19 protein-coding genes are annotated in these 26,235 nt (G+C 38.9%); 11 read left to right on the top strand and 8 right to left on the bottom strand.

Annotated elements, in window-relative coordinates; translation table 11 throughout:
• Positions 1-4 precede the first annotated feature (4 nt).
• Positions 5-2,263 carry an ATP-binding cassette domain-containing protein gene (locus AM629_RS06600; RefSeq protein ID WP_054477315.1) on the top strand — a complete coding sequence of 753 codons (2,259 nt, stop codon included), beginning with the start codon at positions 5-7 and terminating at the stop codon, positions 2,261-2,263.
• A 441-nt stretch (positions 2,264-2,704) separates the two neighbouring features.
• Here AM629_RS06600 and AM629_RS06605 read toward each other — a convergent pair whose 3' ends face one another.
• The 4 genes from AM629_RS06605 to AM629_RS25200 are packed head-to-tail and all read right to left on the bottom strand — an operon-like array spanning position 2,705 to position 6,467.
• Complete coding sequence (locus tag AM629_RS06605) at positions 2,705-4,726, bottom strand: chorismate-binding protein (RefSeq protein ID WP_083451887.1); 2,022 nt, start codon at positions 4,724-4,726, stop codon at positions 2,705-2,707.
• A 49-nt stretch (positions 4,727-4,775) separates the two neighbouring features.
• Positions 4,776-5,408: an isochorismatase family protein gene (locus tag AM629_RS06610; protein ID WP_054477316.1), complete on the bottom strand. Its 633-nt coding sequence runs from the start codon at positions 5,406-5,408 to the stop codon at positions 4,776-4,778.
• A 25-nt stretch (positions 5,409-5,433) separates the two neighbouring features.
• Entirely contained in the window at positions 5,434-6,219 is a 786-nt protein-coding gene (locus tag AM629_RS06615) for an SDR family NAD(P)-dependent oxidoreductase (RefSeq protein WP_054477318.1), read from the bottom strand.
• 20 nt (positions 6,220-6,239) lie between these two features.
• Positions 6,240-6,467, bottom strand: a complete 228-nt coding sequence (locus AM629_RS25200) for a 3-deoxy-7-phosphoheptulonate synthase (protein WP_152911980.1) — start codon at positions 6,465-6,467, stop codon at positions 6,240-6,242.
• Positions 6,468-7,277: 810 nt separating this feature from the next.
• Here AM629_RS25200 and AM629_RS06620 point away from each other — a divergent pair.
• The 5 genes from AM629_RS06620 (at position 7,278) to AM629_RS23920 (ending at position 14,789) form a co-directional block, all read left to right on the top strand.
• On the top strand, positions 7,278-9,116 hold the full coding sequence (locus AM629_RS06620; RefSeq protein WP_054477319.1) for a non-ribosomal peptide synthetase: 1,839 nt from the start codon (positions 7,278-7,280) through the stop codon (positions 9,114-9,116).
• A complete protein-coding gene (locus tag AM629_RS06625) occupies positions 9,106-13,500 on the top strand; it encodes a non-ribosomal peptide synthetase family protein (RefSeq protein WP_054477321.1) in 4,395 nt (1,464 codons plus the stop codon). Before AM629_RS06620 ends, AM629_RS06625 begins: the two co-directional genes overlap by 11 nt.
• Positions 13,501-13,509: 9 nt before the next feature.
• Positions 13,510-13,899: a nuclear transport factor 2 family protein gene (locus AM629_RS06630; protein ID WP_054477322.1), complete on the top strand. Its 390-nt coding sequence runs from the start codon at positions 13,510-13,512 to the stop codon at positions 13,897-13,899.
• Positions 13,900-14,041: 142 nt separating this feature from the next.
• The gene (locus tag AM629_RS06635; protein WP_054477324.1) at positions 14,042-14,512 is read left to right on the top strand and encodes a MarR family winged helix-turn-helix transcriptional regulator; all 471 of its coding nucleotides are present in this window, start codon (positions 14,042-14,044) and stop codon (positions 14,510-14,512) included.
• A 133-nt stretch (positions 14,513-14,645) separates the two neighbouring features.
• Positions 14,646-14,789, top strand: a complete 144-nt coding sequence (locus AM629_RS23920) for a hypothetical protein (RefSeq protein ID WP_161804217.1) — start codon at positions 14,646-14,648, stop codon at positions 14,787-14,789.
• 381 nt (positions 14,790-15,170) lie between these two features.
• On the opposite strand, the gene AM629_RS24515 is transcribed toward AM629_RS23920, so the two are convergent.
• The 3 genes from AM629_RS24515 to AM629_RS06650 all read right to left on the bottom strand — a co-directional run bounded on the left by AM629_RS24515 (position 15,171) and on the right by AM629_RS06650 (position 16,923).
• Positions 15,171-15,362, bottom strand: coding sequence for a hypothetical protein (locus tag AM629_RS24515; RefSeq protein ID WP_235525408.1), 192 nt, complete (start codon positions 15,360-15,362; stop codon positions 15,171-15,173).
• Positions 15,359-15,706 carry a hypothetical protein gene (locus AM629_RS06645; protein WP_072161830.1) on the bottom strand — a complete coding sequence of 116 codons (348 nt, stop codon included), beginning with the start codon at positions 15,704-15,706 and terminating at the stop codon, positions 15,359-15,361. Before AM629_RS06645 ends, AM629_RS24515 begins: the two co-directional genes overlap by 4 nt.
• Positions 15,707-16,284: 578 nt before the next feature.
• A complete protein-coding gene (locus AM629_RS06650) occupies positions 16,285-16,923 on the bottom strand; it encodes a YtjB family periplasmic protein (protein WP_054477328.1) in 639 nt (212 codons plus the stop codon).
• 116 nt (positions 16,924-17,039) lie between these two features.
• Between AM629_RS06650 and serB the strand changes: the two genes are divergently transcribed.
• From serB to AM629_RS06670, 4 genes are all read left to right on the top strand, one after another.
• A complete protein-coding gene (serB, locus tag AM629_RS06655) occupies positions 17,040-18,017 on the top strand; it encodes a phosphoserine phosphatase (RefSeq protein WP_054477330.1) in 978 nt (325 codons plus the stop codon).
• Positions 18,018-18,041: 24 nt separating this feature from the next.
• Positions 18,042-19,424 (top strand): DNA repair protein RadA, encoded by a 1,383-nt coding sequence (gene radA / locus AM629_RS06660; protein ID WP_054477331.1) that lies wholly within the window; start codon positions 18,042-18,044, stop codon positions 19,422-19,424.
• A gap of 12 nt (positions 19,425-19,436) precedes the next feature.
• Positions 19,437-20,684 (top strand): multifunctional transcriptional regulator/nicotinamide-nucleotide adenylyltransferase/ribosylnicotinamide kinase NadR, encoded by a 1,248-nt coding sequence (gene nadR / locus AM629_RS06665; RefSeq protein WP_054477332.1) that lies wholly within the window; start codon positions 19,437-19,439, stop codon positions 20,682-20,684.
• A 758-nt stretch (positions 20,685-21,442) separates the two neighbouring features.
• Positions 21,443-22,225, top strand: a complete 783-nt coding sequence (locus tag AM629_RS06670) for an ABC transporter ATP-binding protein (RefSeq protein ID WP_235525409.1) — start codon at positions 21,443-21,445, stop codon at positions 22,223-22,225.
• A gap of 37 nt (positions 22,226-22,262) precedes the next feature.
• Here AM629_RS06670 and ettA read toward each other — a convergent pair whose 3' ends face one another.
• Entirely contained in the window at positions 22,263-23,930 is a 1,668-nt protein-coding gene (gene ettA / locus AM629_RS06675; protein ID WP_054477334.1) for an energy-dependent translational throttle protein EttA, read from the bottom strand.
• A gap of 373 nt (positions 23,931-24,303) precedes the next feature.
• On the opposite strand from ettA, the gene sltY reads away from it, so the two are divergent.
• Positions 24,304-26,220, top strand: a complete 1,917-nt coding sequence (sltY, locus tag AM629_RS06680; protein ID WP_054477336.1) for a murein transglycosylase — start codon at positions 24,304-24,306, stop codon at positions 26,218-26,220.
• Positions 26,221-26,235: the final 15 nt, after the last annotated feature.

The raw sequence follows: 26,235 nt of genomic DNA on the forward strand, positions 1-26,235 counted from the left end.
TGAAGTGAGGGATCATAAACAAAACACGATTGAAATTCTTGGTGCTAGGCAAAATAATCTTAAAGGAATTGATTTACGTATTCCTAAAAATGTCATCACAGTATTTACCGGTGTTTCTGGTTCAGGTAAAAGCTCTTTGGTATTCGATACAATTGCAGCGGAATCCCAACGACAACTTAATGACACTTTTCCACCTTATATACAGCATCGGTTACCATACTATAGTCAACCGGATATGGATGAAATAAATAACCTCACTACCGCAATTATCATCAACCAAAAGCGTATTGGTGAAAATGTCCGTTCAACGGTTGGTACAGCATCAGATATTTATACCTTACTGCGCCTCTTATTTTCCCGAATAGGCACACCATTCATCGGGTATTCCAACATTTTCTCTTTCAATCATCCGTCAGGAATGTGTCCACATTGCGAAGGATTGGGCATTACCAGCACAATAGATGTTAATAAGCTGGTGAATGAAAACAAATCGCTGAATGACGGTGCAATTGAATATACCACATTTGCACCAGGCACCTGGCGATGGCGTCGGTATACTCACTCTGGTTTGTTTGATAATAATAAGAAAATTGCCGATTACTCTGCCGAAGAACGCCAGATTTTACTATATGCGGATAATATTACTCCAGAAAATCCATCCTCAGGTTGGCCTAAATCGGCTCGATTTGAAGGGATTATTCCCAGATTCACGCGCAATTATCTTGTGAAAAACAACAAAGAGTACAAAAATGAAGAATTTCAGAAAATTGTTTCAATAAAACAGTGCTCTGCCTGCTATGGTCAGCGGCTTAATAAACATATACTATCGTGTTTAATTCAGGGTAACAGTATCGGCGATTGTATTGATATGCCGATTATTGAGTTGAGTCAGTTTATAGCAACACTAAATATCCCTTCTGTTAATACGCTGATTAATGCTTTAAAAGAACGTTTAGTATCAATGTGTTCTGTTGGTTTGGGTTATCTGAATCTTAACCGCCCGACGGCAACATTATCAGGTGGAGAGTCCCAACGGCTAAAAATGGTGAGACATTTAGGCAGTAGCCTCACTGGAATGACTTATATTATTGATGAACCTAGTTCCGGTTTACATCCAGCTGATATTACAAAACTGAATACGCTGATCCAGCAGCTGCGTGATAAAGGCAACACTATTTTAGTGGTCGAACATGATCCCGATGTTATTAAAATTGCAGATCATGTGATTGATTTAGGTCCCGGCGCAGGTGATAACGGTGGAACGATCACTTATCAGGGAAATCTGAACGGGTTGCTAATTTCTGAAACATTAACAGGAAAATATCTTTCTCAGACAATCCAGCTCAACCGAAACCCAAGAAAGCCGATTGGTTATGTCCCTGTTAAAAACGCAACGCTACATAATCTTAAAAGGATCTCTATCGATATTCCATTGGGGATAATGCTCGTGATCAGTGGTGTAGCAGGCTCAGGAAAAAGCTCCCTGATTATGGGAGAGGTTGTCCCGAAATGTGCCAATGCTGTCGTTATCGACCAAAAACCTATTCACACCTCGAAACGTTCTCATATTGCATCGTGGAGTGGTATTTTTGAACATATCAGGGAACGTTTTGCCTTGGCTAATAAGGTGGATAAATCGTGGTTTTCGCCAAATGCCAAAGGAGCGTGCCCTGAATGTAAAGGATTGGGTGTCATTGAAACTGATTTGGCTTTTATGGATTCAGTAACCTTACCTTGCGATGCTTGCCAAGGACAAAAATTCAATCAACAATCCCTGAATTATAAATACAGAGGTAAAACGATTGTTGAGCTTATGGATATGAGTATTACGGAGGCGTCAAATTTTTTCGCGGGAGACAACCAGATCCAGCTAACATTAGGGAATATTCGGAATGTTGGGTTAGGCTATATGCGCCTTAGTGAATCGCTTGACCATCTGTCTGGGGGAGAGTGCCAAAGACTGAAACTGGCATCTTACCTTAATAATGAAAGTGACGTGTATATTTTTGATGAACCAACAACCGGGCTTCATCCTTCAGATGTAACGATACTTATGACGTTGTTTCGTCGCCTTGTCGAACAGGGAAATTCTGTTCTGATCATTGAACATAACATAAAAGTTATTGCAGAAGCGGATTGGGTGATTGATTTAGGAGAAGGTGCGGGGACTGCTGGTGGACAGGTAATGTTCAGTGGCACACCACAAACGATGTTTGAAGAGGGTAATTCATTGACTGCGGATTACTTACGTCAGCATTGCTAATAAATAAAACCAACAAAAAAGTAAAGCGTTAATTGGCTCAGTGGGGACAACCAAGTGTATTATTCGCATACCACACCAATTGTCCCAACAACATCCTATACCCTATTGGATTTCAAGATGGATCGCGGCGGCAAGGGAGCGAATCCCCGGGAGCATAGGTAACTATGTGACCGGGGTGAGTGAGTGCAGCCAACAAAGAGGCAACTTGAAAGATAACGGGTATATAAGTAATACGTTACTTTATAATGTATTGATTTGCAATTCCTTATCTGCGTAGGGCGCTAGCACACTATTTTAGCCATTTTTTAAAGACGATTATTTCTTAAAAACCAACTTTAATAATGTTTATATCGAATGAAATTTAATTAAATAATTTTTTAGGATTTTATAGTAAACTAAAGAGTGAAAGAACAATATTGACACTTTAAATCCAAATATTAATCAAAGTATGTTCACACCCTGCTTATCTGCGTAACCTATAGCATTATTAATCATCCAGTTATAAATAGGAAATGCATCAGTAGTTAAAAAAGACTCGTTATGAAACTGTATTGATGCCACATTATTAGATTTCAAAGCAATAATTTCACTTTTATCTAATCGTTCAAGATAAACCAATCGATTGTATTTTGGCGTAAACCAGTGTGGTAATTTGTGCATCGCGGCAAAACTATTATAAAACCCTACATAGCAGGTCATACTATCAATAGCTATTTTATACTGCATTCCTTGCCGTGTTTTGGGAAGCTGTTTGATGGGCAAACCAAATTCAGCACAAATAAGTTGATGTCCCAGACAAGTTCCAATTAGTGGTAAATTTTGTTTTAAACGATTTGTAATCAGTGTCCGCCCCATTACCATCTTGTCATGATTAACAGCGTTTGGGTTTCCTGGCCCTGGACCAATAAAAAGGATATCTGTTTTACCTGTATTCATTAATTGAGGCAAACGTATACCAGACTCAAACCATGAAACTATCGTTACATCATGTCCTATATAACGTAGTTGGTGAGCAATCATCTCAGTAAACAAGTCTTCCATATCAATGAGTGTAATGGAGGGGAGGGAACTGGTTGTTAATGCAATTTTTTTAGAATTCCCTAACCAGAAGGAAGACACTTTCTGATTTCGTTGCTGTAATATTGTAGTGATATTACTCAACACATATTCAGATAAATGGGTATTATTGGTTAGATTAATACTTTTTTTCTCCTCAAAAAAAGAATTCATTAAACCACTCAATTTTGCTTTGGTTTCTTCAGCTTCATTTTCTGGAACTGAATCACGAACAATTGTTGCCCCTGATGTCAATCGGAAATGCCCATTTTTCGTAATATCAGCAGCTCGGATTAAGATAGCAGAATCCAGATAACGTTGGTTATTCTTAACGCCAATCATTCCGATAACACCACTGTAATACCCACGACCACGATTTTCCCAGCGTTTAATGACTTGAGATGCATTTTCCACGGGGCTTCCGGTCACAGTTGGTGCGAACAATGACTCTTTCAGGATAGTTTGAATTGTCTGTGATGTTGAACCACGGATAAAATATTCCGTATGTGCAACCCGAGACATCATTTTTAATTGAGGACCAGTTACCGTAATATCACTGTCACATATACGGCTCATCATTTTTAGCTCCTCATCAACGACCATGAAGAGCTCATTCTGTTCCTTTTTGTTGTTAATAAAATGGTATAAAGCCTGTTCTATTCCTTTTTCTGGATATTTTAACGTACCACTTATTGGGTTCATGGCAACATCTTTACCATCCACTAGAATATGTTGCTCTGGACTACTGCCGATAAGATAGCGTTCTCCAGTATAAACAATCCACGTCCAATAAGAACCACTTTCGTTTATCAATAATCGATTAAATAGCGAAAGGGCATTCTCCAATGAAAAGTCTTCAATATCACCCTCTAAACTTCTCGACATAACAAAATTACTGCCTTCTCCAGCATTAATCTCATCGTTGATCACATGTTCCACCACTTGGCTGTAATTTTTATCTGTGATGTCGAAATGTATATTAGACGCTTTTATTGGCTTGCTATCCTCAATAACTCCCCAGTTATTTATTTGATAACGAGTTTGTGTTTTTATGCTCATGATAATGATAGGTTCGTTGTCGTTATGGCATGCAAACCCTTTTTCAGCGATTTGATTAAATGGAATAATAATTAATTGAGAAGCACTCAGTTCTCCGGAAGGTGTTATATCCATCGTACCGAAATCGTCTGATTTCAATGAAAGAGTTGGCTCCAACGAAATTGGCTCTAGTTCTGAGAGTGAATGGCTGTATTTTATTTCCCCCTCAAATAATAAAAAAGAGTCTTTAGCATCAGATAATGGGCGATAAATACATGCAAAAGGTTTATTTGTCTTAACTAAACGGCTAAAGAGATTTTTTGCATCATTTGATTTCAGCTCTCTTTGTGGTAATTCTTTCAGCGACATTATTTCCCCTTATAATCTGTTTTATCAGGATCTTTAGTCTCCCGATGTATTATTTTTTTAGATTTGCAATGATTTGCTCTGTTGATGCCACTACAGAGCATATTTCTGCCGCTATATTCAACGCTATGCGGTGTTTTTCCTCTGAAAAATCTGCCACAGCATCTGATACAAAAAAGGTCTCGATATCATGTGAGTAAGCATCAATAGCGGTGGCCAGACATCCTATATGTGCATACACACCACAAATGATCAGTTGATTGCGGTTCAAATCCCTTAAATGGTGTAGCAGATTAGATTTGACGAACGCACTGTAACGCCACTTAGTTAGTACAGTTTCATCTTTAATAGGGGTCAGGAGTGGAATAATTTCCCGATGTTCACCTTTTGCTTTCATGCCTTCACCCCAGATTATTTTTAATAATCCCCGTTGTTCTGGGGTCATACTACCGGGTTGAGCAGTATAAAATACAGGGATATTAAAATTTCTAGCAATACTTAATAGTGTATGGGTGTTTCTGATGACACTATTTATCGGACTGGCTTCGGTTTCAAAAAAATCCACAAAGTATTTTTGCATATCATGGATCAATAAAGCGGTGCGATGCCGATCTGGAAGCCAATTTGCTGCCGATTTGGGCAAATCTGTATATTTAGGTAATGGGTACGATAATATTTTTTCCATTTTGTATCTCTTTGTTTGCTATGTACTAACAGCTACCTAATGCAGCACCACCATCCACCAATAAAGTTGACAACGTAGTTTGACTTGATTCTTCACTTAGATAGAAACAAACAGCTGCGGCAATTTCATCTGATGTGGCAATCTTGCGTAGAGGGATACCGATACGAAATTGCTCTGGATTACCGTCCAATGTGCGACTTTTGTCATTTTCATTTTCCCACATACTGCGTAGCATTGGCGTATCTGTTGAACCAGGAGCCACAACATTACACCGGATTCCCAATGGAGCTACCTCTAACCCAAGTGCATATGTAAAGGCTTGGGCTGCCGCTTTTGAAGCACAATATGCTGCCATCGTTGCCCGAGGGACTCGTGCGGCATTTGAAGCAACAGTCACGATGCTACCTTTTTTTTGCTCCATCATATAACTGGCTGCAGCTTTACTGACGTTGAATACCCCCGTCGCATTAACAGCAACGATATGATTCCATGCATCAATATCTGTATTTTCAACAGAACCGTGATGTAATACACCAGCACCATTCACCAAATAGCCGATTGGTCCAAGTTGATTTCTGATCGCAAGAAATGTGCTACCAACTTGTTGAGGTTCGGTAACGTCCACAGAAAAACCGATAATTGGTTGAGAATATTCATGGCTGAGTTTGTTCACCAGAGATTGCAAAACATCAGCCTGTTTATCAATAAGTGCTAAGATTACTCCTTCCATCGCCAATCGTTTAGCGATGGCTTTTCCGATACCACCACATGCACCGGTAATAACTGCAACATACTTTTTGTCAAATGTCATAATGTTTCCTGATCAATTTTTCATAGTTTAATTAGTTCAATTGCCTGTATTTTATTTAATCGTGGGCCGCATATAATGTTTGATAATTCGGACTCTTTAGGTTTGAAGCCACAACCAAAATATTCGGCGATATCTTCAGCTAAAACAGGTTCCGGACTATTTATACAGTCGCCGCTCCATACTGGTAATGTTATATTTTGGTATTTTTCAAATGCATTAGAATGTGGTTTTGCATATTGACCCGCAATATACGACCAACTGTGATCACAGTTTTATTCAATAAAGTAGAAAAATTTCTGATAAATTATGTAAAAAATCGACTTTCGGAGTAACCGATTGTTGGTCACATGCAATAACTCGTTAAGCACAATCACTAATTTAAATTATTACCGCTTTATCTAGCCAAAATTTTTCCAATTGTTTATAAATATACGTAAAATTTTTATGATTAATCAATGACGATAAATTTAATAGTTATTTTTTTATGAAATGGCATCAAGGTAGCTTTTTATCACTTGAATTGATCGTTATTTTTCCACTCATGCCATACAGTTGTTCTATATTAATAACTTTTATGAATATATAAATAATCACCGATTTGATGATATTAATCATCCATAACTTACCTATATCTTGTCAACCATTAAAATAAAATTATCATATAAAAAAATCATAATTAATTGATTTTAAACAATTTAAATTATAGGTGGGGGTGATGCTCAAAGAAGTATTATTTTATTTTTACACTTTCAGTACGTTAATTACTAACCTAATTACTTTAGTAGATGGTTTTTTATTTTGGAAATCATTTGACTGGTTTTAAGATTATATTGTAGACTTCGATTCATTAACACCTCAGACAATAGATAGAAACAAACCCAAATGAACATATATTGTTTAAATATATCTTTAAACAACTAAACTATTAGCTCTTAGGGTCTAATTCTCCGCCACCTATGGTGTAAATTGATGGTTTTAAGATACCCCCTACTCGTATCGGGGTATTTTATTATATCTTAGCTACTTTAATTCATATTAAGTATGAGAAGGATTCCTGCATGATTAAAAAACAGGTTAAACAATTGTGTACCATACCAAGTGTTTTGAGTGAAATAGTAAATAAATATCCTAATAAAATAGCGTTAATATTTCATTCGAAAAAATTATCGTATCGTGAACTTTGGGAACAATCAGCCCAAGTAGCATTTGTTTTACAAAAAATGGGGGTAAAAAAGGGAGATAAAGTAGCAATTAATATAACTCGTAGTCTTGAGTTATATCTGACGCTGATAGCAATAATAAGGTTAGGAGCTGTTATTGTTCCATTAAGTAATTCATTTAATAATATTTCAAAACAGTATATAGCAGATTGTATCAAAGCTGCTGACGTTAGTTTACTGATTTCAGATACTGATCACTTCGAGCCATCTGAATTTAAAAAAAATAGTTCAAAATTAAATTATCTAAAAATAAATTTCCTGTTTATTTCTGTAGAAAAACTTTTTTCTCAAGCCAGAGATTTAAATTGTATACCAATAAAATTTGAATCCATGTCCGAAATGTTAGTTGTGACAGACCCAGCCATGATATTGTTGACGTCAGGCTCAACAGGTAAACCTAAGAGTGTGATTATTCGCCATTGTGGTTTAACTCGTCTTGCAATCCCTATCAGCCAGTTAGGTAACACAGATAATGACCGTTATTTACAACTTGCAGAGCCGTCATTTGCTGCAAGTGCTAATGAAATTTGGATCAGTCTTCTGACCGGAGCCACACTAGTTATTTATCCAAAAGACGTCCCCGATTTAGAAGAACTAGATAACATCATTAGTCATCAGCATATTTCTATTCTTTTCTTATCTGGCGGACTATTCCGGTTATTTGTAGAAGTTTCTCCAGATACTTTACATAAACCTGATTGTGTCATTGTTTCAGGTGATTTTATTAACCCTAGGTTGTTTTCAACTGCAGCGAAAGCAGGTAAAGGGCGAATATTCAATGGAATGGGATGTACGGAAAATTCAGCTCTCACTTCTGTTTATCCGGTGTTACCCGGTGAAATATTTGATGCTAATTCTCCAGTTCCTATTGGTTGCCCATTACCTCTCGTCAATATGGTCGTCCTGGATGATAATTTAGAAATTTGTGCTCCGGATATACTTGGGGAACTTTACATCAGCGGTGCAGGGCTTGCGGTAGGATATTCAGATCCTGCATTAACCAATGAGTGTTTTGTCTGGTTGGATATTAATGGTAATCACGAGCGTTATTACCGTACTAATGATCAAGCTAAAAGAGATAAATCCGGTAATTTTACATTACTAGGACGCACCAACCACATGTGCAAAATTCGTGGTTTCAGGGTCGAAATCACCGGAGTGGAACATACGCTACGTTCGCATCCTCAAATAGAAGATGTCATTGTCACTATAGAGCAGACAGATAATGAACCCCTGTTACATGCCTGTTATCTGAATAAATCAGGCTCTCTATCCAACACCAATCTTCGCGAATTTATGAATTCAAGACTGCCATCATACATGGTTCCAGAACGGTTTACACAGGTTAATTCCTTGCCAATGAATAAAAATGGTAAACGCGACCGAAATAAAATGGCTCAGCTTATTGCTGATGGAATGCACAAACAACAAGATGATAACGTAGAATCAAAAATTCTCTCAATATGGGAGGAGATAACGGGTTATAAGAATCTTGATCCAGCAACTTCGTTTTGGGAACAGGGGATAAATTCTCTTCATCTAATCAAATTAGCCTCTCTTGTCAGTAAAACACTTGGTATTCATGTTTCATCTGCCGATGTGTTTTCAGTGGATAGTGTCAAAAAATTAGCAGCTAAGTTTGGGAAAAACGACTTGGAGAGAAAAAATGGGCAATGAATCATTGAACAAATCAGTAAAGGATACATGGGATAACAGAACATATATACCCAGTACACAAGGGCAAAAAGGGTTATGGTTACTTGATCAGGTGCTGAGTCAACCTGAAAGCTACAATATCCCATTACTTATAGAAGTGGGGACTCAGTTAGATCATAGTTTACTGGAAAAGGCTGTTACTCAATTTGCTGAAGTCACTCCTGTTTTACGCACACACTTTACATTTCATCAAGATCAGCTTTATCAAGTTATAGAACAACCCTATTATATTCATATTATGCACAAAGCTATCACTGAGGCGAATCATCCAGAAAAAATTATTCAACAAATGGCGTCAAAACGATATGATTTGGCAAAAGGACCGTTATTCGATATCTGTTTGATAACAGGGGAATTAAAACGATGTTGGTTGGCGTGTTGTTTTCATCATATTATCGTTGATGCGCCATCAGTGACTATTTTTATAAAGAATATTCTCGAATGTTATGCTCATTTAGTTGAAAATAGAGAGTTTAATTATCTGAAAATCAGTGCTGATTATTTGGAGTTCACTCAATGGCAAAAAGAGCAATTAGATAAACCTGAAATTTCCACCATGAAAGACTATTGGAAGGAGGTACTTACTCCGTACCCTTCTATGATAGATCTCCCAACTGATTACCCCAGAAAGGAGTGCAAAGGAACCAAAGCAGGTTATCGGAATTTGCAACTTAGCCATGATGACGCATTGAAAATATCTCAGCAGGCAAAAAATCTTGCAATGACTCCTTTCATGTATATGACCATGTGCTGGCAGTTTTTGCTGTATCGTTTATCTGGTCAAAAAGATATCACAATTGGTATCCCTTTTACGCTAAGGGATAACAGTGAATTTGAAGAAACTGTGGGATATTTAGTTAATACTTTACCATTTAGATCTCATTTAGATTCAAGTAGTACAGTGAATCAGTTTGCAGTATCAGTCCGTAATTGCTTTATTCAGGCACACTTTAATAAGCAATTACCGTTTACTGAGATTGTTGCAAATACAGGCCAGAACTTTGGCTTAGATAACCCCGTGTTTCAAACATTACTGGTCAATCTCGATACTATCAATGGTGCATTACAGGATTTCCCTTACTCAATAAAGGTCACCGAGCAGTATATTCAATCCGCTAAATATGATTTAACCCTATTTGTTGAAACGGGTATATCTCATCAGTTAATTATGGAATTTAATGCCGAACTATTTAGAGGCAACACCATCCAATATTGGCTGGAGCTATATAGACAAACAGTTTTATATATGGGAGAGTGGGGTGAAAAGACTTTAGGTGAAGTTGAAATACTCACTCAAGATGAACAACTATACATCGTAAATCGTTCAAGTACTCCATTAGTTGATATGAACAACCCATGTTTTATTGGTGAGATAGAGGAATATGCAAAAATTCATTCGAACAGTATTGCATTAATAACACGTCACGGTCACTGGACTTATGGATGGTTAGATCATCGCGCCAACCAGTTAGCTGAATTCATGTATGCAAATCATACAATCAGTGTGGGTTCACGAGTAGGTTTATTGCTAAACCGAAATGAAGATTCTATTGCCGCTTTGCTAGCCGTTTTGAAAACAGGTGCATCTTATGTTCCCATTGACCCCAATTATCCCCAAGAACGTGTTGAATATATGCTCCGGGACGCAGCGGTGGATTGCATCATAACCACAAGTGAGTTTGTCACGACATTATCTGCGACCATTCATAAAATTGTGTTATTAGATGAAACGGTATTTATACGGGATGTTAACTGGCAATCAGTGCAACGGAAGCCAGAAGATGAGTTATATGTCATCTACACTTCCGGTTCAACAGGACAACCCAAAGGAGTGCGTTTACTAAATAAGACACTGTCCAATCTTCTTACATGGCAAAAAGAGATCACTATTTGCGTTGAAGGTGATTGCACACTTCATTATATGTCTTTATCTTTTGATGTTTCTGTACAGGAAATATTTGGCACTTTATGTACTGGTGGAAAATTATATATTGCAGATGAAGACGAACGTAAGGATCTACATCATTTACAAAGTATCATTGAGTTAAACGAGATCCGCCGGGCATATTTTCCCTATGTGGCACTTCAACATTTGGCTCAATTAACAGCCACGAATAAAGCTCAACTATCAATGCTTGATGAAGTTTACTCAACAGGTGAACAGCTGGTTCTTACTTCTGATATTAAACATATGTTTAGTACCAACCGAAGACTGATTAACCTTTATGGTCCTTCAGAAAGTCATGTTTGTTCTGCTTATGTCATGCCGGCAGATATATCTTCGTGGGGAGACAGCGCATCAATAGGGTATCCACTACCCGGATTTACAATGCTTATATTAGATGAACACAGACGTATAGTTCCAGCTGGTGTCGCAGGTGAACTTTGGATTATCAGTGATTTTCTTTCTCCAGGTTATCACAACAAAGATCATGAAACTCAAGCACGATTTTTAACCGGAAACTGGCTAGGTACACTGAGCCAACATGCTTATAAATCTGGTGATCTAATAAAACTAAAATCCGATAACTCATTTACATATCTTGGTCGTTTGGATAACCAGTTAAAAATCCGAGGATTCCGCATTGAACCATCAGGAATAGAAGCAGTTATCAATTCATTGGATGGTGTAAAAGTATCTGCAGTCATTGGAAAGGAAATATCAGCAGGTAACAAAATGCTGGTGGCTTTCATAATCACAACTGAGCCATTAGAACGCGTTGAATTGTTAACTAGGTTACGCAGCTATCTACCAGATTATATGGTTCCAAATGAGTTCATATTTTTGTCTGATCTTCCAACTACTCCCAGTGGTAAAATTGATCGAAAAGCACTGCATCACATTGAAATAACTAAAATGTCAGATGATGTTGAAAAAAACGACATTGAAGAGGTTTTGACTTCAACTGAACAAACAGTAAAATTACTCTGGCAAAAAATTTTTCCGAATCGAGCGATTAACCTAGGAGATAATTTTTTCAATATCGGAGGGCATTCGTTGTTAGCAACACAGCTAGTATATTTACTGCGAAAAGAATTTAATGTCGATTTCCCGATTAAATCACTATTTAATGCTGCTACTTTGCGTGAGATGGCTGATTCGGTTGAGATGTATCTGAATAACGACAAAAAATCAGATGATGAAATAAAGAATACATTTATTAACGATGCTTTCATCCAGCATGATTGGACGTATACGCTCCAATTAAATCCATCAATGAGTAGTGATGTATTACTCACAGGTGCTACCGGTTTTTTAGGTATCTATCTGCTTCGGGCTTTACTGCAACAAATTACGGGTAGAGTCATTTGTTTAGTCAGGGCCACAAATAACAATGCCGGATTGAGCCGTATAATAAAAAATGCTCATTGCTATGGCATCGATCATAACATTGATTTTTCACGTGTTGAAATTGTGGTGGGGGATATTGCCAAAGCGAAATTTGATCTAACAGAGGCAGAATACCAATCATTATCAGAAAGAGTATCTAAAATATATCACGCAGCTGCCCATATTAATTTTGTTCTCCCATACAGTTCTGTTAAGGGAGCGAATGTTGATGGTATCGTGGAAGTCATTAATTTTTGCTGTCACCATGAGCGTAAGAAGCTGGAGTATATTTCTACTATTGCCGTCTTTGCACCGGACTATCCCAAACAGCCAATAACAGAAGATAGTCTCCCTGACTATCCGAACTCACTATCTATCGGTTATACCCAAAGTAAATGGGTGGCTGAACAGTATGTACAGCAGGCCCGATATCAAGGTGTTGATATCAATATTTATCGGATAGGGCGTATATCAGGTGACAGTGTGACCGGTGCATGTCAAGAAGATGATTTTTTATGGCTACAAATTAAAAGCTTTATCCAAATGGGAATTGCACCATACCCTGAATTGCTAACTACTGATCTATTGCCAGTTGATTTCGTCAGTCAGGCCATTGTGGCATTATCAGCCTCTAATAAGATACATGAGCATCAAAACTTCCATTTATTTCATCCGAAAGGCACAGATTTTACCCCAGCATATTTGGCTATTACACAAACAGAGTATGACATCACAACGGTTTCTGAATCAGCATGGTTAGAAAAACTCGAACAGATGGTTGTCAATGGCGATGACGTGGCTCTGGGGTCACTGATCCACCTTTTTAAAGAAAATGCTTTGAATATTGGTAATAGTACCTATAACAATCGAAGTACACGCGAAGCCATTAAAGTCCTGGGTCTCGATTTTCCAGATATTAATGTAAAAACTTTCTCAAAACTAATTTCTTATTTTATGAATAAAGAAATCATACGGTCATATAACCCTGAAAGCAAACAATATGTAAGACACTAAGGAGAAATGATGTTTAAAGTTGTGTTCGATAAATATATAGAAGCAGTTTTGGAAAAATCACCAACAAAACTTGCTGCTCTATTTTGTAACGATGGCATTCTGAGGTTACCATTTCGCACCAGTCGCGATGCAATTGAGAGCCAGTCACAGATACTTGAGCATTATTCAGCAAGTTTTGGTCAGGCACCTCTGGTTTTTACTTCTGTTCAGGATGTAGAACTGTACTCTACAGATAATCCTGATATTTTTATCGTTGAATATCGACTAAATGGTAAGACCTTGCCAGATAAAAAAGATTTTTATTGTTTATATATTAATGTATTTAAATTGAACAACGGTAGAATCAAAGAATTACATGACTATGAGGATGTTCTTAATCGAGCAGCCATTTTCTCTTAATTTTGGCTGTTTTTAATTGTAAATTAAGTAAATATTTATAAGCCTGTTCTATAAAAAATCACTTTTCTTTGTAAATTTTTATTTATGGGACAGGCAGTTAACTCGATTTCTTATTCAATATTCAGGTTATAAAAGAGCCCACATGACAACAGATAATCAAGATACTTGTGATACTACCATAACACCTTTTGAAGATGCATTGAGCAGGCTTCAGTGTGTCCTTGTTGCAAGAAGGACTATCACAAACCCAGAGGGTATTTCATGGGCAGAATATGATACTTTACATTTACTTCGACAATATCAATCTATGAATCCTACTGCGATTGGCGAAAAACTCGGCTTTACTCGCTCTAAAATGTCTAAAGTTCTGAGATTGCTAAAAAATAACGAATTTATTAAACAAGAAACAGGAAAAAACGATAAACGCGAGTTGGTCACTAAATTGAGTCCAAAGGGGCTAATGTTTTTGCAGCGAGTCGAGTCCAACAGACACAATATGGCTGATATTGTGGCATCTAATATGTCCCAAGGTGAAATAGCCATATTTACAGAACTTTGTCATCGTGCCGCAGATCTTTTATATGCACAAACACTAATTAATGATGAGGATTAAATATTATGAAGATGAAATCACGCTTCACAAAAACTAAAACTGAATTAACATATTAAGTGCAGCAGGTATGATAGATGTTGGGGTTTGAGTTGAGTCGCAACTGTCTTACACAATATTTTTATGATGTAATTTTATGGTACTCCTCATCCTATTCCTCGTTCTTTTTGACCATTGCATCCCGCGTAGTTTCATTATGGCTGACGCCGTCGCCGCTTTCACGGCCTTTGCTATGGTTGATGTTAACAGAGAGGTTAAGGCCAGTGGTAATGTGGCATGACTTTACACTTGAGAACTTCCCCCCTACTTGTTGGGTGTCTAACTTTCGGGGTGCAGTTCACAGTGGCCAGGATTTACAGTTAATCAAAAGTTCAATGAATAAGCTTTAATAAAATCATTGTATGTTTCATGCAGATGATAAAAATTTGCGTCAGACTCAGTTTTTAATCCCTGATACCTTTCTATCAATTTATCAAAAAGCTCCTCAGGAACAGGATATGGTTTCGGATCGTTTTTTGCGCAATAAAAGTAGAACAATGCTTTTTCCAATTCAGGAATAGATAGTTTTTCAGTTTTATTGAGTAAATAGCTAAAAGCCTCAAACCAATTAGATTCCGATAAAATCAAAAAATCCAAAGCAGTAGATTTGACAGAATTATTATCAAAAAGATCCGAATTTAAGATTTTTTTTACAAAAAGCCAAACAACATTCAGAATCTTTCAATAAAAGTTCTCCTAAATAATCTATCGCATCATCAGAAGGATCTTCGTATGAATCCGCATTTACATAGCCATTTTCAAGATAACTATCTAATCCTGAAATCGACTCAATAAACTCTATTCTTTCTGTCATTTGAAAGTTCCTGTTTGAACAGTGGCTAATCTCTTCGAACCATCAGGCAGGATTGTCCAAGTTGCATACACTCTAACCGAACCATTATTTCCTGAAACAACAACTGATGTTTTCCGGTTTTCAGGTGTAACATCTTTTGCTGAATCCAATAGCTTACTTATTATCATATTATTATTAACTTTAGTATCAGGAAGACCTGCATTATTTAGTTGTTGATACTGGCTGACCATGTTGCCGTTTGTATTATCAACGGTTCCTGTTGATGTCATATTGAGCTGCTTATCGGCGATAACTCTTCCCTGTTGGTTATCGATGGTGTCTGCGGTTATTGTCAACTCTCCCAAGCTTGAGATGCCCTGTGCAGGTTGGTTGTTGCGGTTGGTTATTTTGCCTTGCTTCCCATCTAGAGTCAGGTTTTTATCCGCATGTATCCAGCCAGCTTCATTATGTGAATTTACGTAGTGATATGATTGAGAAATATGGCTTATTTTAAATTTTCAATAAAAACAACTGGATATGTTTTTTTGAAAAATAAACAAGAATATAAAATGATTTATTAATTAATGAGTTATATGGCTGGTGTCAGGTATTTTTGATTTAATTCTATATATTGATAAACATGTAATATATATAACTAGGAATATTATTATGTAATTGTTGTTAAGGTGATATTTGAAATTATTATCTTAGGTATTAAATGAATGAGGAATGTTGTTTTCTCTGGTTAGATTGATTATTTCTTAATTCATTGTTGGGTGTTTTTTTCAGCGAGTATGCGAATGGGCCAAATTATTGCTGATTAAGAAGTAATGGTATTCATTCTCATTTCGTTTATAGCGACTTTTGGGTTTATTCACTACCTTGGTGATTGTCGGAATTAATCACCAAGGTGAAATAATGATTCAACAAGAAAGTTTTTACCTTATTTCTCTTCTTCTTCACTTGATTTGCTGTTGGCTGTCAGCAAATAAGGCGATTGCTGCCAGCGGCTTGGTGTTAATTGCAACAAATTATGTGCCAGAATAAAACCAATTGCCAAAGCCAGTAGGATCATGATCCTGAGCAGATTGGTGGTGTTGTCTACCTGTTTGGATTCTGTTGCCAGTTTGTGGGTATCCAGTGTCAGGCGCAGAAAACCGTTTGGTTCATCTTTTCCTGGAATGGGAACGACTATCTGGTGGTTAAAATAACTTCCTGCTTTTTTACCACCCAGCGATAAACGATCGCGTACTGGCACACTTTCACCACTATGTGCAACTTGTGTTCCATTTTTAAGGTAAACGCTCGCATCAAGTATGCGGCTGTTTTTGGTCAGATGATTCAAATTAGCCAGTATCTGTTCATTATTAAGATCTTTGCTGCCACTCTCCATATAATCGGATAAGCTGAATGCGACTTGTTTTGCTAGGGTTTTGGCCAATTCCTCAAACTGATCTATCTGAGCTTGTTGGTGAGAACGGCTAAAATAAGAAACGCCCTGCATTAGAAATACTAATAAGGCAATACAGATCAATATAATAGCTGTTTTATGCAGTCGGAATTTTAATTTAGCTTTGATCATAGTTATCTCTTCCTGGCTGTGGTTAATTCAATGTTGCCAGATGCGATACAGAGAGGATAGTTTGAAATGCCATTTTTTGCAGTCAGAGCTATGTAGGATTACAGGAGTAGGGATTAATGTCTAATAACCTAGCTTATCGTTATTTGCCGGAAGAGGTCCATAAGTGGCCGGGATTACCACTTTCATTAAGTGGTGAAGAAGTTATGCCATTGGATTACCGGGCTGGTGACAGTGGTTGGTTGATATATGGTCGTGGTTTAGATAAACAACGTATCAGTAACTTTCAGCATCGGCTTGGTGCGGCAATTGTTATTGTCTCTTCATGGCGTATTGATGATTATCAGGTAGTGCGTATTGCTGGAAGTCTGACGCCGCGTATTAAAAGACTTGCTGATGAGTGTCGGCTGGATGTTGTTCCTTTGGGGCAGATTCCACGGTTGCGTTCGCCAGGTTTGTTGGTCATGGATATGGATTCAACGGCAATTCAAATTGAGTGTATTGATGAAATAGCTCGTTTGGCAGGCGTAGGTGACAAGGTGGCCGAAATTACTGAGCGGGCAATGCAAGGCGAGTTAGATTTTTCTGAGAGTCTGCGGGAGCGGGTTTCTCAGCTTGCAGGAGCTGATGCTGATATTCTGCGGCAGGTTGTAGAAGATTTACCACTTATGCCAGGGTTGACCAGTCTGGTGCGTAAGTTGCAGTCCTTTGATTGGCATGTGGCAATCGCGTCAGGGGGATTCACCTATTTTGCGGATCACCTGCGCCAGAATTTACGTTTGGTTGCTGCGGTAGCAAATCAGTTAGAAGTAAAAAATAGCAAGTTGACAGGTAAGGTTAAAGGGCCAGTTGTTGATGCCAAATATAAGGCTGCCACATTGGTGAGATTGGCGAAAAAACTGAATATCCCATTGGAACAAACTGTGGCTATTGGTGATGGTGCTAATGATTTAAAAATGATCCGTAAAGCGGGACTGGGTATTGCTTATCATGCGAAACCAAAGGTTTATGCTCAGTCGAAGGTGACAATTCGGCATGCTGATCTGATGGGGGTATTGTGTGTGTTAAGTGGTGGTCTTAAACACGAAGAACGTTAATGAAGTTGTTTTAGGGAGTGCAGAGTGGCGAAAGCAGCAAAACGAGCGTTTGTCTGTAATGAGTGTGGGGCAGATTACCCGCGCTGGCAGGGTCAATGTAGTGCATGTCATGCTTGGAATACTATTACTGAGATGCGTTTAGCCGCTGCATCTTCCTCTCGTAGTGACAGATTCAGTGGTTATGCGGGAGATGGGGGTGTTAGCAGGGTTCAAAAATTATCAGAGATTAGTCTGGAAGAACTTCCTCGTTTTTCCACTGGATTCAAAGAATTTGACCGGGTTCTGGGCGGTGGTGTTGTACCTGGTAGTGCCATTCTGATTGGTGGTAACCCAGGAGCCGGAAAAAGTACCTTACTGTTGCAGACGATGTGTCAGTTATCCACGCAAATGAAAATGTTATACGTCACTGGAGAGGAGTCGTTACAACAGGTTGCTATGCGTGCTCACCGCTTGGGGTTGCCGGTTGATAATCTGAATATGTTGTCAGAAACCAGCATTGAGCAGATTTGCTTGATTGCAGAGCAGGAACAGCCAAAACTGATGGTGATTGACTCCATTCAGGTGATGCATATGGCGGATATTCAATCCTCTCCTGGGAGTGTTGCTCAGGTCAGGGAAACCGCTGCTTATCTTACTCGGTTTGCTAAAACCCGTGGTGTTGCCATTGTTATGGTGGGTCATGTAACTAAAGATGGTTCGCTGGCCGGCCCGAAAGTATTGGAACACTGTATTGACTGTTCAGTAATGCTTGATGGTGAGGCTGATTCTCGTTTCCGTACTTTACGCAGCCATAAAAATCGGTTTGGTGCTGTCAATGAGCTGGGAGTATTTGCTATGACAGAGCAGGGGTTGCGCGAAGTGAGTAACCCGTCAGCGATTTTCCTTAGCCGTGGTGATGAAGTGACGGCTGGCAGTTCGGTCATGGTGGTATGGGAAGGTACCCGTCCTTTATTGGTGGAAATTCAGGCGCTGGTGGATCATTCGATGATGAATAATCCACGCCGTGTGGCTGTTGGTTTAGAGCAAAACCGGTTGGCTATCCTACTGGCGGTTCTTCATCGTCATGGTGGTTTGCAAATGTCCGATCAGGATGTGTTTGTCAATGTGGTCGGTGGCGTTAAGGTAGCGGAAACCAGTGCAGACCTCGCTTTACTTCTCTCTTTAGTTTCCAGTTTTCGGGATCGGCCTTTACCCCGTGATTTGGTTGTATTTGGTGAGGTGGGGCTGGCCGGTGAAATCCGTCCTGTACCGAGTGGGCAGGAACGGATATCGGAAGCGGCTAAACATGGTTTTAAACGGGCGATAGTCCCTTATGCCAATATGCCGAAAAAAGAGCTGCCAGGGATGAAAGTTTTTGGTGTGAGAAAGCTGGCAGATGCTTTATCTGTTATGGAAGATCTTGATTAAACTGGGGGAGATATGGGTCAATTTGACTACCTTAAAAAAGCGATTAAACAAACGGGTTGTACGTTGCAACAGGTTGCTGATGCAAGCGGTATGACTAAAGGTTATCTCAGCCAGTTAATTAATGACAAAATCAAAAGCCCGAGTGCCAAAAAATTGGCTTCTCTCCATAACTATCTGGGGTTGCAATATCCTGTGCAGAATAAAACAGTTGGCGTGATATTTGGTAAGTTTTATCCATTGCATACCGGGCATATTTATCTCATTCAACGGGCTTGTAGTCAGGTCGATGAATTACATATCATCCTTTGTCATGATGAACCGAGGGATAAAGAGCTGTTTGTGAATAGCTCCATGTCGCAGCAACCTACTGTTAGTGATCGTCTGCGTTGGTTACTTCAGACATTTAAATATCAGAAAAATATTCATATTCATTCTTTTGATGAACAGGGAATTGAGCCATATCCACATGGTTGGGATGTGTGGAGTAAAGGCATGAAAGCCTTTATGTCAAAGGAGGGGATTAATCCAAGTTATATCTATTCCAGTGAAACTCAGGATGCTCCCCGTTATAAAGAACAATTGGGAATTGAAACTATTCTTATCGATCCACAACGATCATTTATGAAGATCTGTGGTCGACAGATTCGCCAAGACCCATTCCGTCATTGGGAATATATTCCTACAGAAGTAAAACCTTTCTTTGTCCGTACAGTAGCTATTCTTGGTGGAGAATCTAGTGGTAAATCCACGTTGGTTAACAAATTGGCAAATATTTTTAATACTACCAGTGCTTGGGAGTATGGTCGTGATTATGTTTTCTCTCATCTGGGAGGTGATGAGATGGCGTTACAATATTCAGACTATGACAAAATCGCATTGGGTCAAGCACAGTATATTGATTTTGCAGTAAAATATGCGAATAAGGTTACATTTGTAGATACTGATTTCGTGACTACCCAAGCATTCTGCAAGCGATATGAAGGGCGTGAGCATCCGTTTGTTCAGGCATTGATTGATGAATACCGATTTGATTTAGTCATTCTACTAGAAAATAATACCCCTTGGGTTGCTGATGGTTTGCGTAGCCTCGGTAGCGATCAGGATCGTAAAGCGTTCCAGCAATTGTTGGAGGATATTCTAAAAGACAATAATACTGAATATGTTAAGGTGGATTCACCAGATTATGACCAACGTTTCTTGCGTTGTATTGACCTTATTCAGCAACTTTTAGCTGTTAACCCTAAGCCGAACATCAGTTGAATCGTTTATACCCTTCATCTTTCAAGCTGCTGCTTTGTTGGCTGCGTTCACTTACCCCGGTCACAGAGTTCTCTATGCTCCCGGGGATTCGCTCCCTTGCCGTCGCGATCCATCTTGAGATCTATTGGGTATAATTAGATTCATATATAATATTTTATATGATAAACTAATAAATATATTAAATATATGTCTGACTGCGATGTGAGTTGTGGTTGGATATTCTTACTTCTTATAAGTAATAAAATATATAATAGCTATTAATATTTTTGATACTTCTATTGATTATTTATTTCTTGAATAAAAACAAAATTAATAATTAAATACTTCCCTGTTGATTTATAAATAAATTTTTTGGCTTTGTGGTTTATTTGAAAATAAGATAAGGTTGATTTTTATATTAAATATTTTAATGTTTGATGTGTCTTTGTTATTACGGAAATTAAATATTAACTTTAACCTGTTGTTATGATATTAGGGTGTTTTTATCTATAAAAAATTATTTATCTGATGTTATTTTTGTATTTGAACTAACCAAATAATGCTCTGCTGTTAATGAATTTTTGATAGGAATGGGTTGATCTTGTTTAGTGAAATTTTGATTTTAGCATACAGGTAGCCATTTGAAATAGTCACTGGTAGAAATATTGATATACTTTTAATTAAGATATTTCTTATATGATTTCCCTTCGTTTGTGTAATCTTATAATGATGAATATCTGTATTTTTACGGATTGTTCTGGCTGTAAGTGTTACCGATAATGCCAGATTTCTTACACTATTATGCTGAGATAATGAATTTGAATCAAATCGCTACGATTGAAGCCATTGACATTTCATATGGTTTTTCAAACAGTCAAACTAACCAAAAAATGATTTCGGACATCAATCTTTCTATTTTTCCAGGTGAATTTACTTTGATTACTGGGGATCTCTGTTCAGGAAAAAGTACTTTGCTGGCAATGACTTCTGGGTTGTTGCGTCTCGACAGCGGAAAAATATTAATTGCTGATCACGAATTGGGTAAACTGAATCACTGTGAATTAGATAGATTTCATTCGATAAATTGTGGTTTTATTTTTCAAAGAATTAATTTATCTAATGAACTCACAGCATTGGATAATTTGCTATTATCCCTGTCCTGTGGAATCACTGCTTCTCATCAGGAATCGATAGCTAGGGCAACTAAGGCACTCAATACTGTTGGTCTGAAACATAAGAAAGATATATATCCCAGGGAATTATGTGATAGTGAAAAACAACGCGTAGCAATAGCCAGAGCAATTGTGAATAGTCCCCGGTATTTGTTTGCTGACGAGCCAACTTGTTATCTTGATAAATATGACTGTCAGACAGCCATTGATATCTTAAGATTTATTGCTCATCATCAAAGGGGAACGGTTGTTGTAGCTTCACAGGATAATAGGCTTATTAGACATGCAGATCGTATTATTACGCTGAAAGAAGGGAAAATTATCCATGATACGCATCTTACATATAGCATTGTGAATAAGACTATGAGTTTATATGAGGATAATAATTAGAGGAAAACGGCCTGTTGTCAGGCCGTTCTTAATATGATTATTTGCTAATTCTCTTATACTTAATGCGATGTGGTTCTAGTGCTTCAGCTCCCAGAGTCCGCTTTTTATAGTCTTCGTATTCACTGAAGTTACCTTCAAAGAAGGTCACTTTTCCTTCATCCTGATAATCAATGATGTGGGTTGCGATACGGTCAAGGAACCAGCGGTCATGGGAGATAACCATTGCACAGCCTGGGAATTCCAATAGGGCATTTTCTAATGCGCGCAGGGTTTCAATATCCAGATCGTTGGTTGGTTCGTCGAGCAGCAGCATGTTACCGCCAACTTGCAACAGTTTGGCCAAGTGCAGTCGGCCCCTTTCACCGCCAGACAGTTCACCGACACGTTTACCTTGATCAACACCTTTGAAGTTGAAACGCCCAACATAGGCGCGACTTGGGAGCTCAAAGTTACCGATACGCATGATATCTTGACCATTAGAAATCTCTTCCCAGACGGTTTTCTTGTCATCCATATCGTCACGGAACTGATCTACAGAAGCTAGTTTGACGGTTTCTCCTAACGTGATAGTGCCGGAATCAGGTTGCTCTTGGTTGGAAAGCATACGGAATAGGGTAGATTTACCGGCACCGTTAGGCCCAATAATCCCGACAATCGCCCCTTTTGGTAGGGAAAAACTCAAATTATCGATAAGAACCCGGTCGCCATAGGATTTGGTCAAATTTTCCACTTCCAGAACTTTGTCACCTAAGCGTGATCCCGGTGGGATAAACAGTTCACTGGTTTCGTTACGTTTCTGATATTCAACGCTGTTCAATTCTTCAAAACGTGCCAGACGTGCTTTACCTTTCGCTTGACGGCCTTTTGGATTTTGGCGAACCCATTCTAATTCTTTCTCGATAGATTTACGGCGGGCGGCTTCTGTCGATGCTTCCTGAGCCAGACGAGCATCTTTTTGCTCCAACCATGAAGAGTAGTTGCCTTCCCATGGGATACCTTCACCACGGTCAAGCTCCAGAATCCAGCCTGCAACGTTATCAAGGAAGTAACGATCGTGAGTGATTGCAACAACAGTACCTTCATAATCGTGCAGGAAGCGCTCCAGCCATGCAACAGATTCGGCATCAAGGTGGTTAGTTGGTTCGTCTAATAGCAGCATATCTGGTTTTTCTAGCAGTAAACGGCAGATTGCTACGCGGCGGCGTTCACCCCCGGATAGGTGCTCAATTTTTGCATCCCATGATGGCAGACGTAGCGCATTAGCGGCACGTTCAAGCTGATTATCAAGGTTATGACCATCATGTGACTGAATAATCGCTTCTAGTTCACCTTGTTCTTTAGCCAGTTTGTCAAAATCAGCATCAGGGTCAGCATAGGCTGCGTAGACTTCATCTAAACGCGTCAGTGCATGTTTTACTTCACTGACCGCTTCTTCCACAGCTTCACGCACAGTATGCTCAAGGTTTAATTTTGGCTCCTGTGGTAGATAGCCAATTTTAATCCCTGGCTGTGGACGGGCTTCTCCTTCGATGTCTTTGTCAATACCGGCCATAATACGTAATAAGGTGGATTTCCCTGCGCCGTTAAGACCAAGAACACCAATTTTTGCTCCCGGGAAGAAACTCAGGGAGATATTTTTCAGAATATGACGTTTCGGGGGAACAATTTTACCGACCCGATGCATGGAGTAAACATATTGAGCCACGTTGCTATGAGCCTCGCTATCTCTGATTGTTATAATGCCTGTTTTGCAAAGTAAGTTGTAAGAACAGGGCGTGTTGGTGTTTGATTATATCAAGTTAGGTTATTTATGCTCATTTGAACACGATTTGTCACAGTTTACCCGATTTAAGTTAATAAACTCTATAACCCAATTGCCGGAATGAAATGATGCTGGGTTGAATTTATTAAGTGTGATTAATTTATTTAGATAAAAAGCTTACCTTAATGAGATATATGGTTAAATATTTCATAATGGGATAAATTAATGTGGTAATTAGTATTAATCATATTATTATGATGTTCATGTGTGTGCGAATATCAACCTATTCAACTTGATCTCCGGGAGGAGTGTGGTAATGGCTAGATGGCAACACCTTGCGGTGACTGTAGGGTTGGTTTTTGTATCTGTAGCAGCAAACGCTGATTCTCTGGATAATCAGCGACAAAGATATCAGCAGATTAAGCAAGCGTGGGATGCCAGCGATATGGCTGAAGTCGCGAGATTGATGCCAACATTAAAAGATTATCCGCTTTATCCTTACTTGGAATATCGAGAATTGAATTATGATCTCGCTCTTGTGACATCAGAACAGATCCGTGACTTTATTGATCGTTATCCTAATTTACCACCAGCACGTTCTTTATCATCCCGTTTTATCAATGAGCTTGCACGTCGTGAAGATTGGAGTGGTGTGCTGGTATTCAGTCCCACGGTCCCGAAATCTATTACGGCCCGTTGTAATTACTATTTTGCTAAATGGGCTACAGGTGAGAAGTCGGTTGCTTGGCAGGGAGCAAAAGATGTCTGGTTGAATGGGCGCTCTTTACCAGCCAGCTGCGATAAATTATTGGATGTCTGGCAGCAGGCAGGCTATTTATCGGTGGAATTGGTATTACAGCGTATTAATCTCGCCTTGAAAGCAGGGGATACTTCTCTGGTCAGTTACCTCGCTAAGCGATTGTCACCAGGATACAAAAGTATCAGTGATGGCCTGATTAAGTTGCAGGATGATCCTGCTACTGTATTAGATTTTGCTAATAATGCTGGACCGACTGATTTTACTCGTGCAGCTACCGTAGCCGCCTTCTTACGTTTTGCCCGTCAAGATCCGGATCAGGCAAGAACGATCATTCCATCAATTGTTAGAGTGCAAAAGATGAATGAAAGTGAGCGCCAGCGGTTAAAAGAGATTGTTGCATGGCAGTTGATGGGGAATGTGACCTATGAACAGGAAAAGTGGCGTGATGATGTAATCCGCGATACCCAATCTGTTTCACTGCTTGAGCGTCGTGTTCGTTTGGCATTGGGTAACGCAGATGAGCGTGGTCTGGATCAGTGGATCAAATTGTTACCGTCAGAGAACCAGAATAAAGAGCACTGGCGTTATTGGCGAGCTAATATTTTATTGGCACAGGGTAAAAAAAGTGCAGGTGAGGCAATACTGCGTAAGCTGACAGAAGGTCGTGGTTTTTATCCAATGGTTGCTGCGCAAAAACTGAATATCAGCTATCCACTAATCATTAATACAGCAAAGAAACCAGATGCTGCTATTGCTGCAATACCTGAAGTGCGGAGAGTAAGGGAACTGATATATTGGCAAATGGATAATCTTGCTCGTATAGAGTGGAGCTATCTGGTTGCTAGTCAGAGTAAATCAAAACAAGAGCAACTTGCCCGTTATGCTTTTAACCAAAAATGGGCGGCTCTTAGTGTACAGGCGACAATAACCGGAAAAATGTGGGACCACCTTGAAGAGCGTTTCCCATTGGCATGGCAGCAGGAATTTAACCATTTTACGTCAGATAAAGGCATTTCTCAGAGTTATGCAATGGCGATAGCGCGTCAGGAAAGTGCTTGGAACCCGCAAGCGAGTTCTTCTGTCGGTGCAGTTGGTTTGATGCAGGTGATGCCGGAAACGGCGGAATATACGGTTAAGCAAAATGGTATTCAGGGATATGCAAACAGTAGCCAACTGATAAACCCATTGACTAATATTGAAATTGGTACTGCTTATCTTGAGTCTGTTTATCAGCGTTTTGGGAATAATCGGATACTTGCCAGTGCTGCTTATAATGCAGGCCCAACTCGTGTAGATCGCTGGTTATCTGACAGCGGTGGACGGTTGGACGCGATAGCCTTTATTGAAAGTATTCCATTTTCCGAAACTCGGAATTATGTCAAAAATGTTTTGGCTTATGATGTTTTCTACGGTAATTTCATGGGTAAATCATCAAATGTGTTGACTAACGCAGAATGGCAAAGGCGTTACTGATTTATGGCAAACTAT

Origin of the sequence: Photorhabdus heterorhabditis (assembly GCF_001280945.1) — a bacterium.
In the GTDB taxonomy this organism is placed as follows: domain Bacteria; phylum Pseudomonadota; class Gammaproteobacteria; order Enterobacterales; family Enterobacteriaceae; genus Photorhabdus; species Photorhabdus heterorhabditis.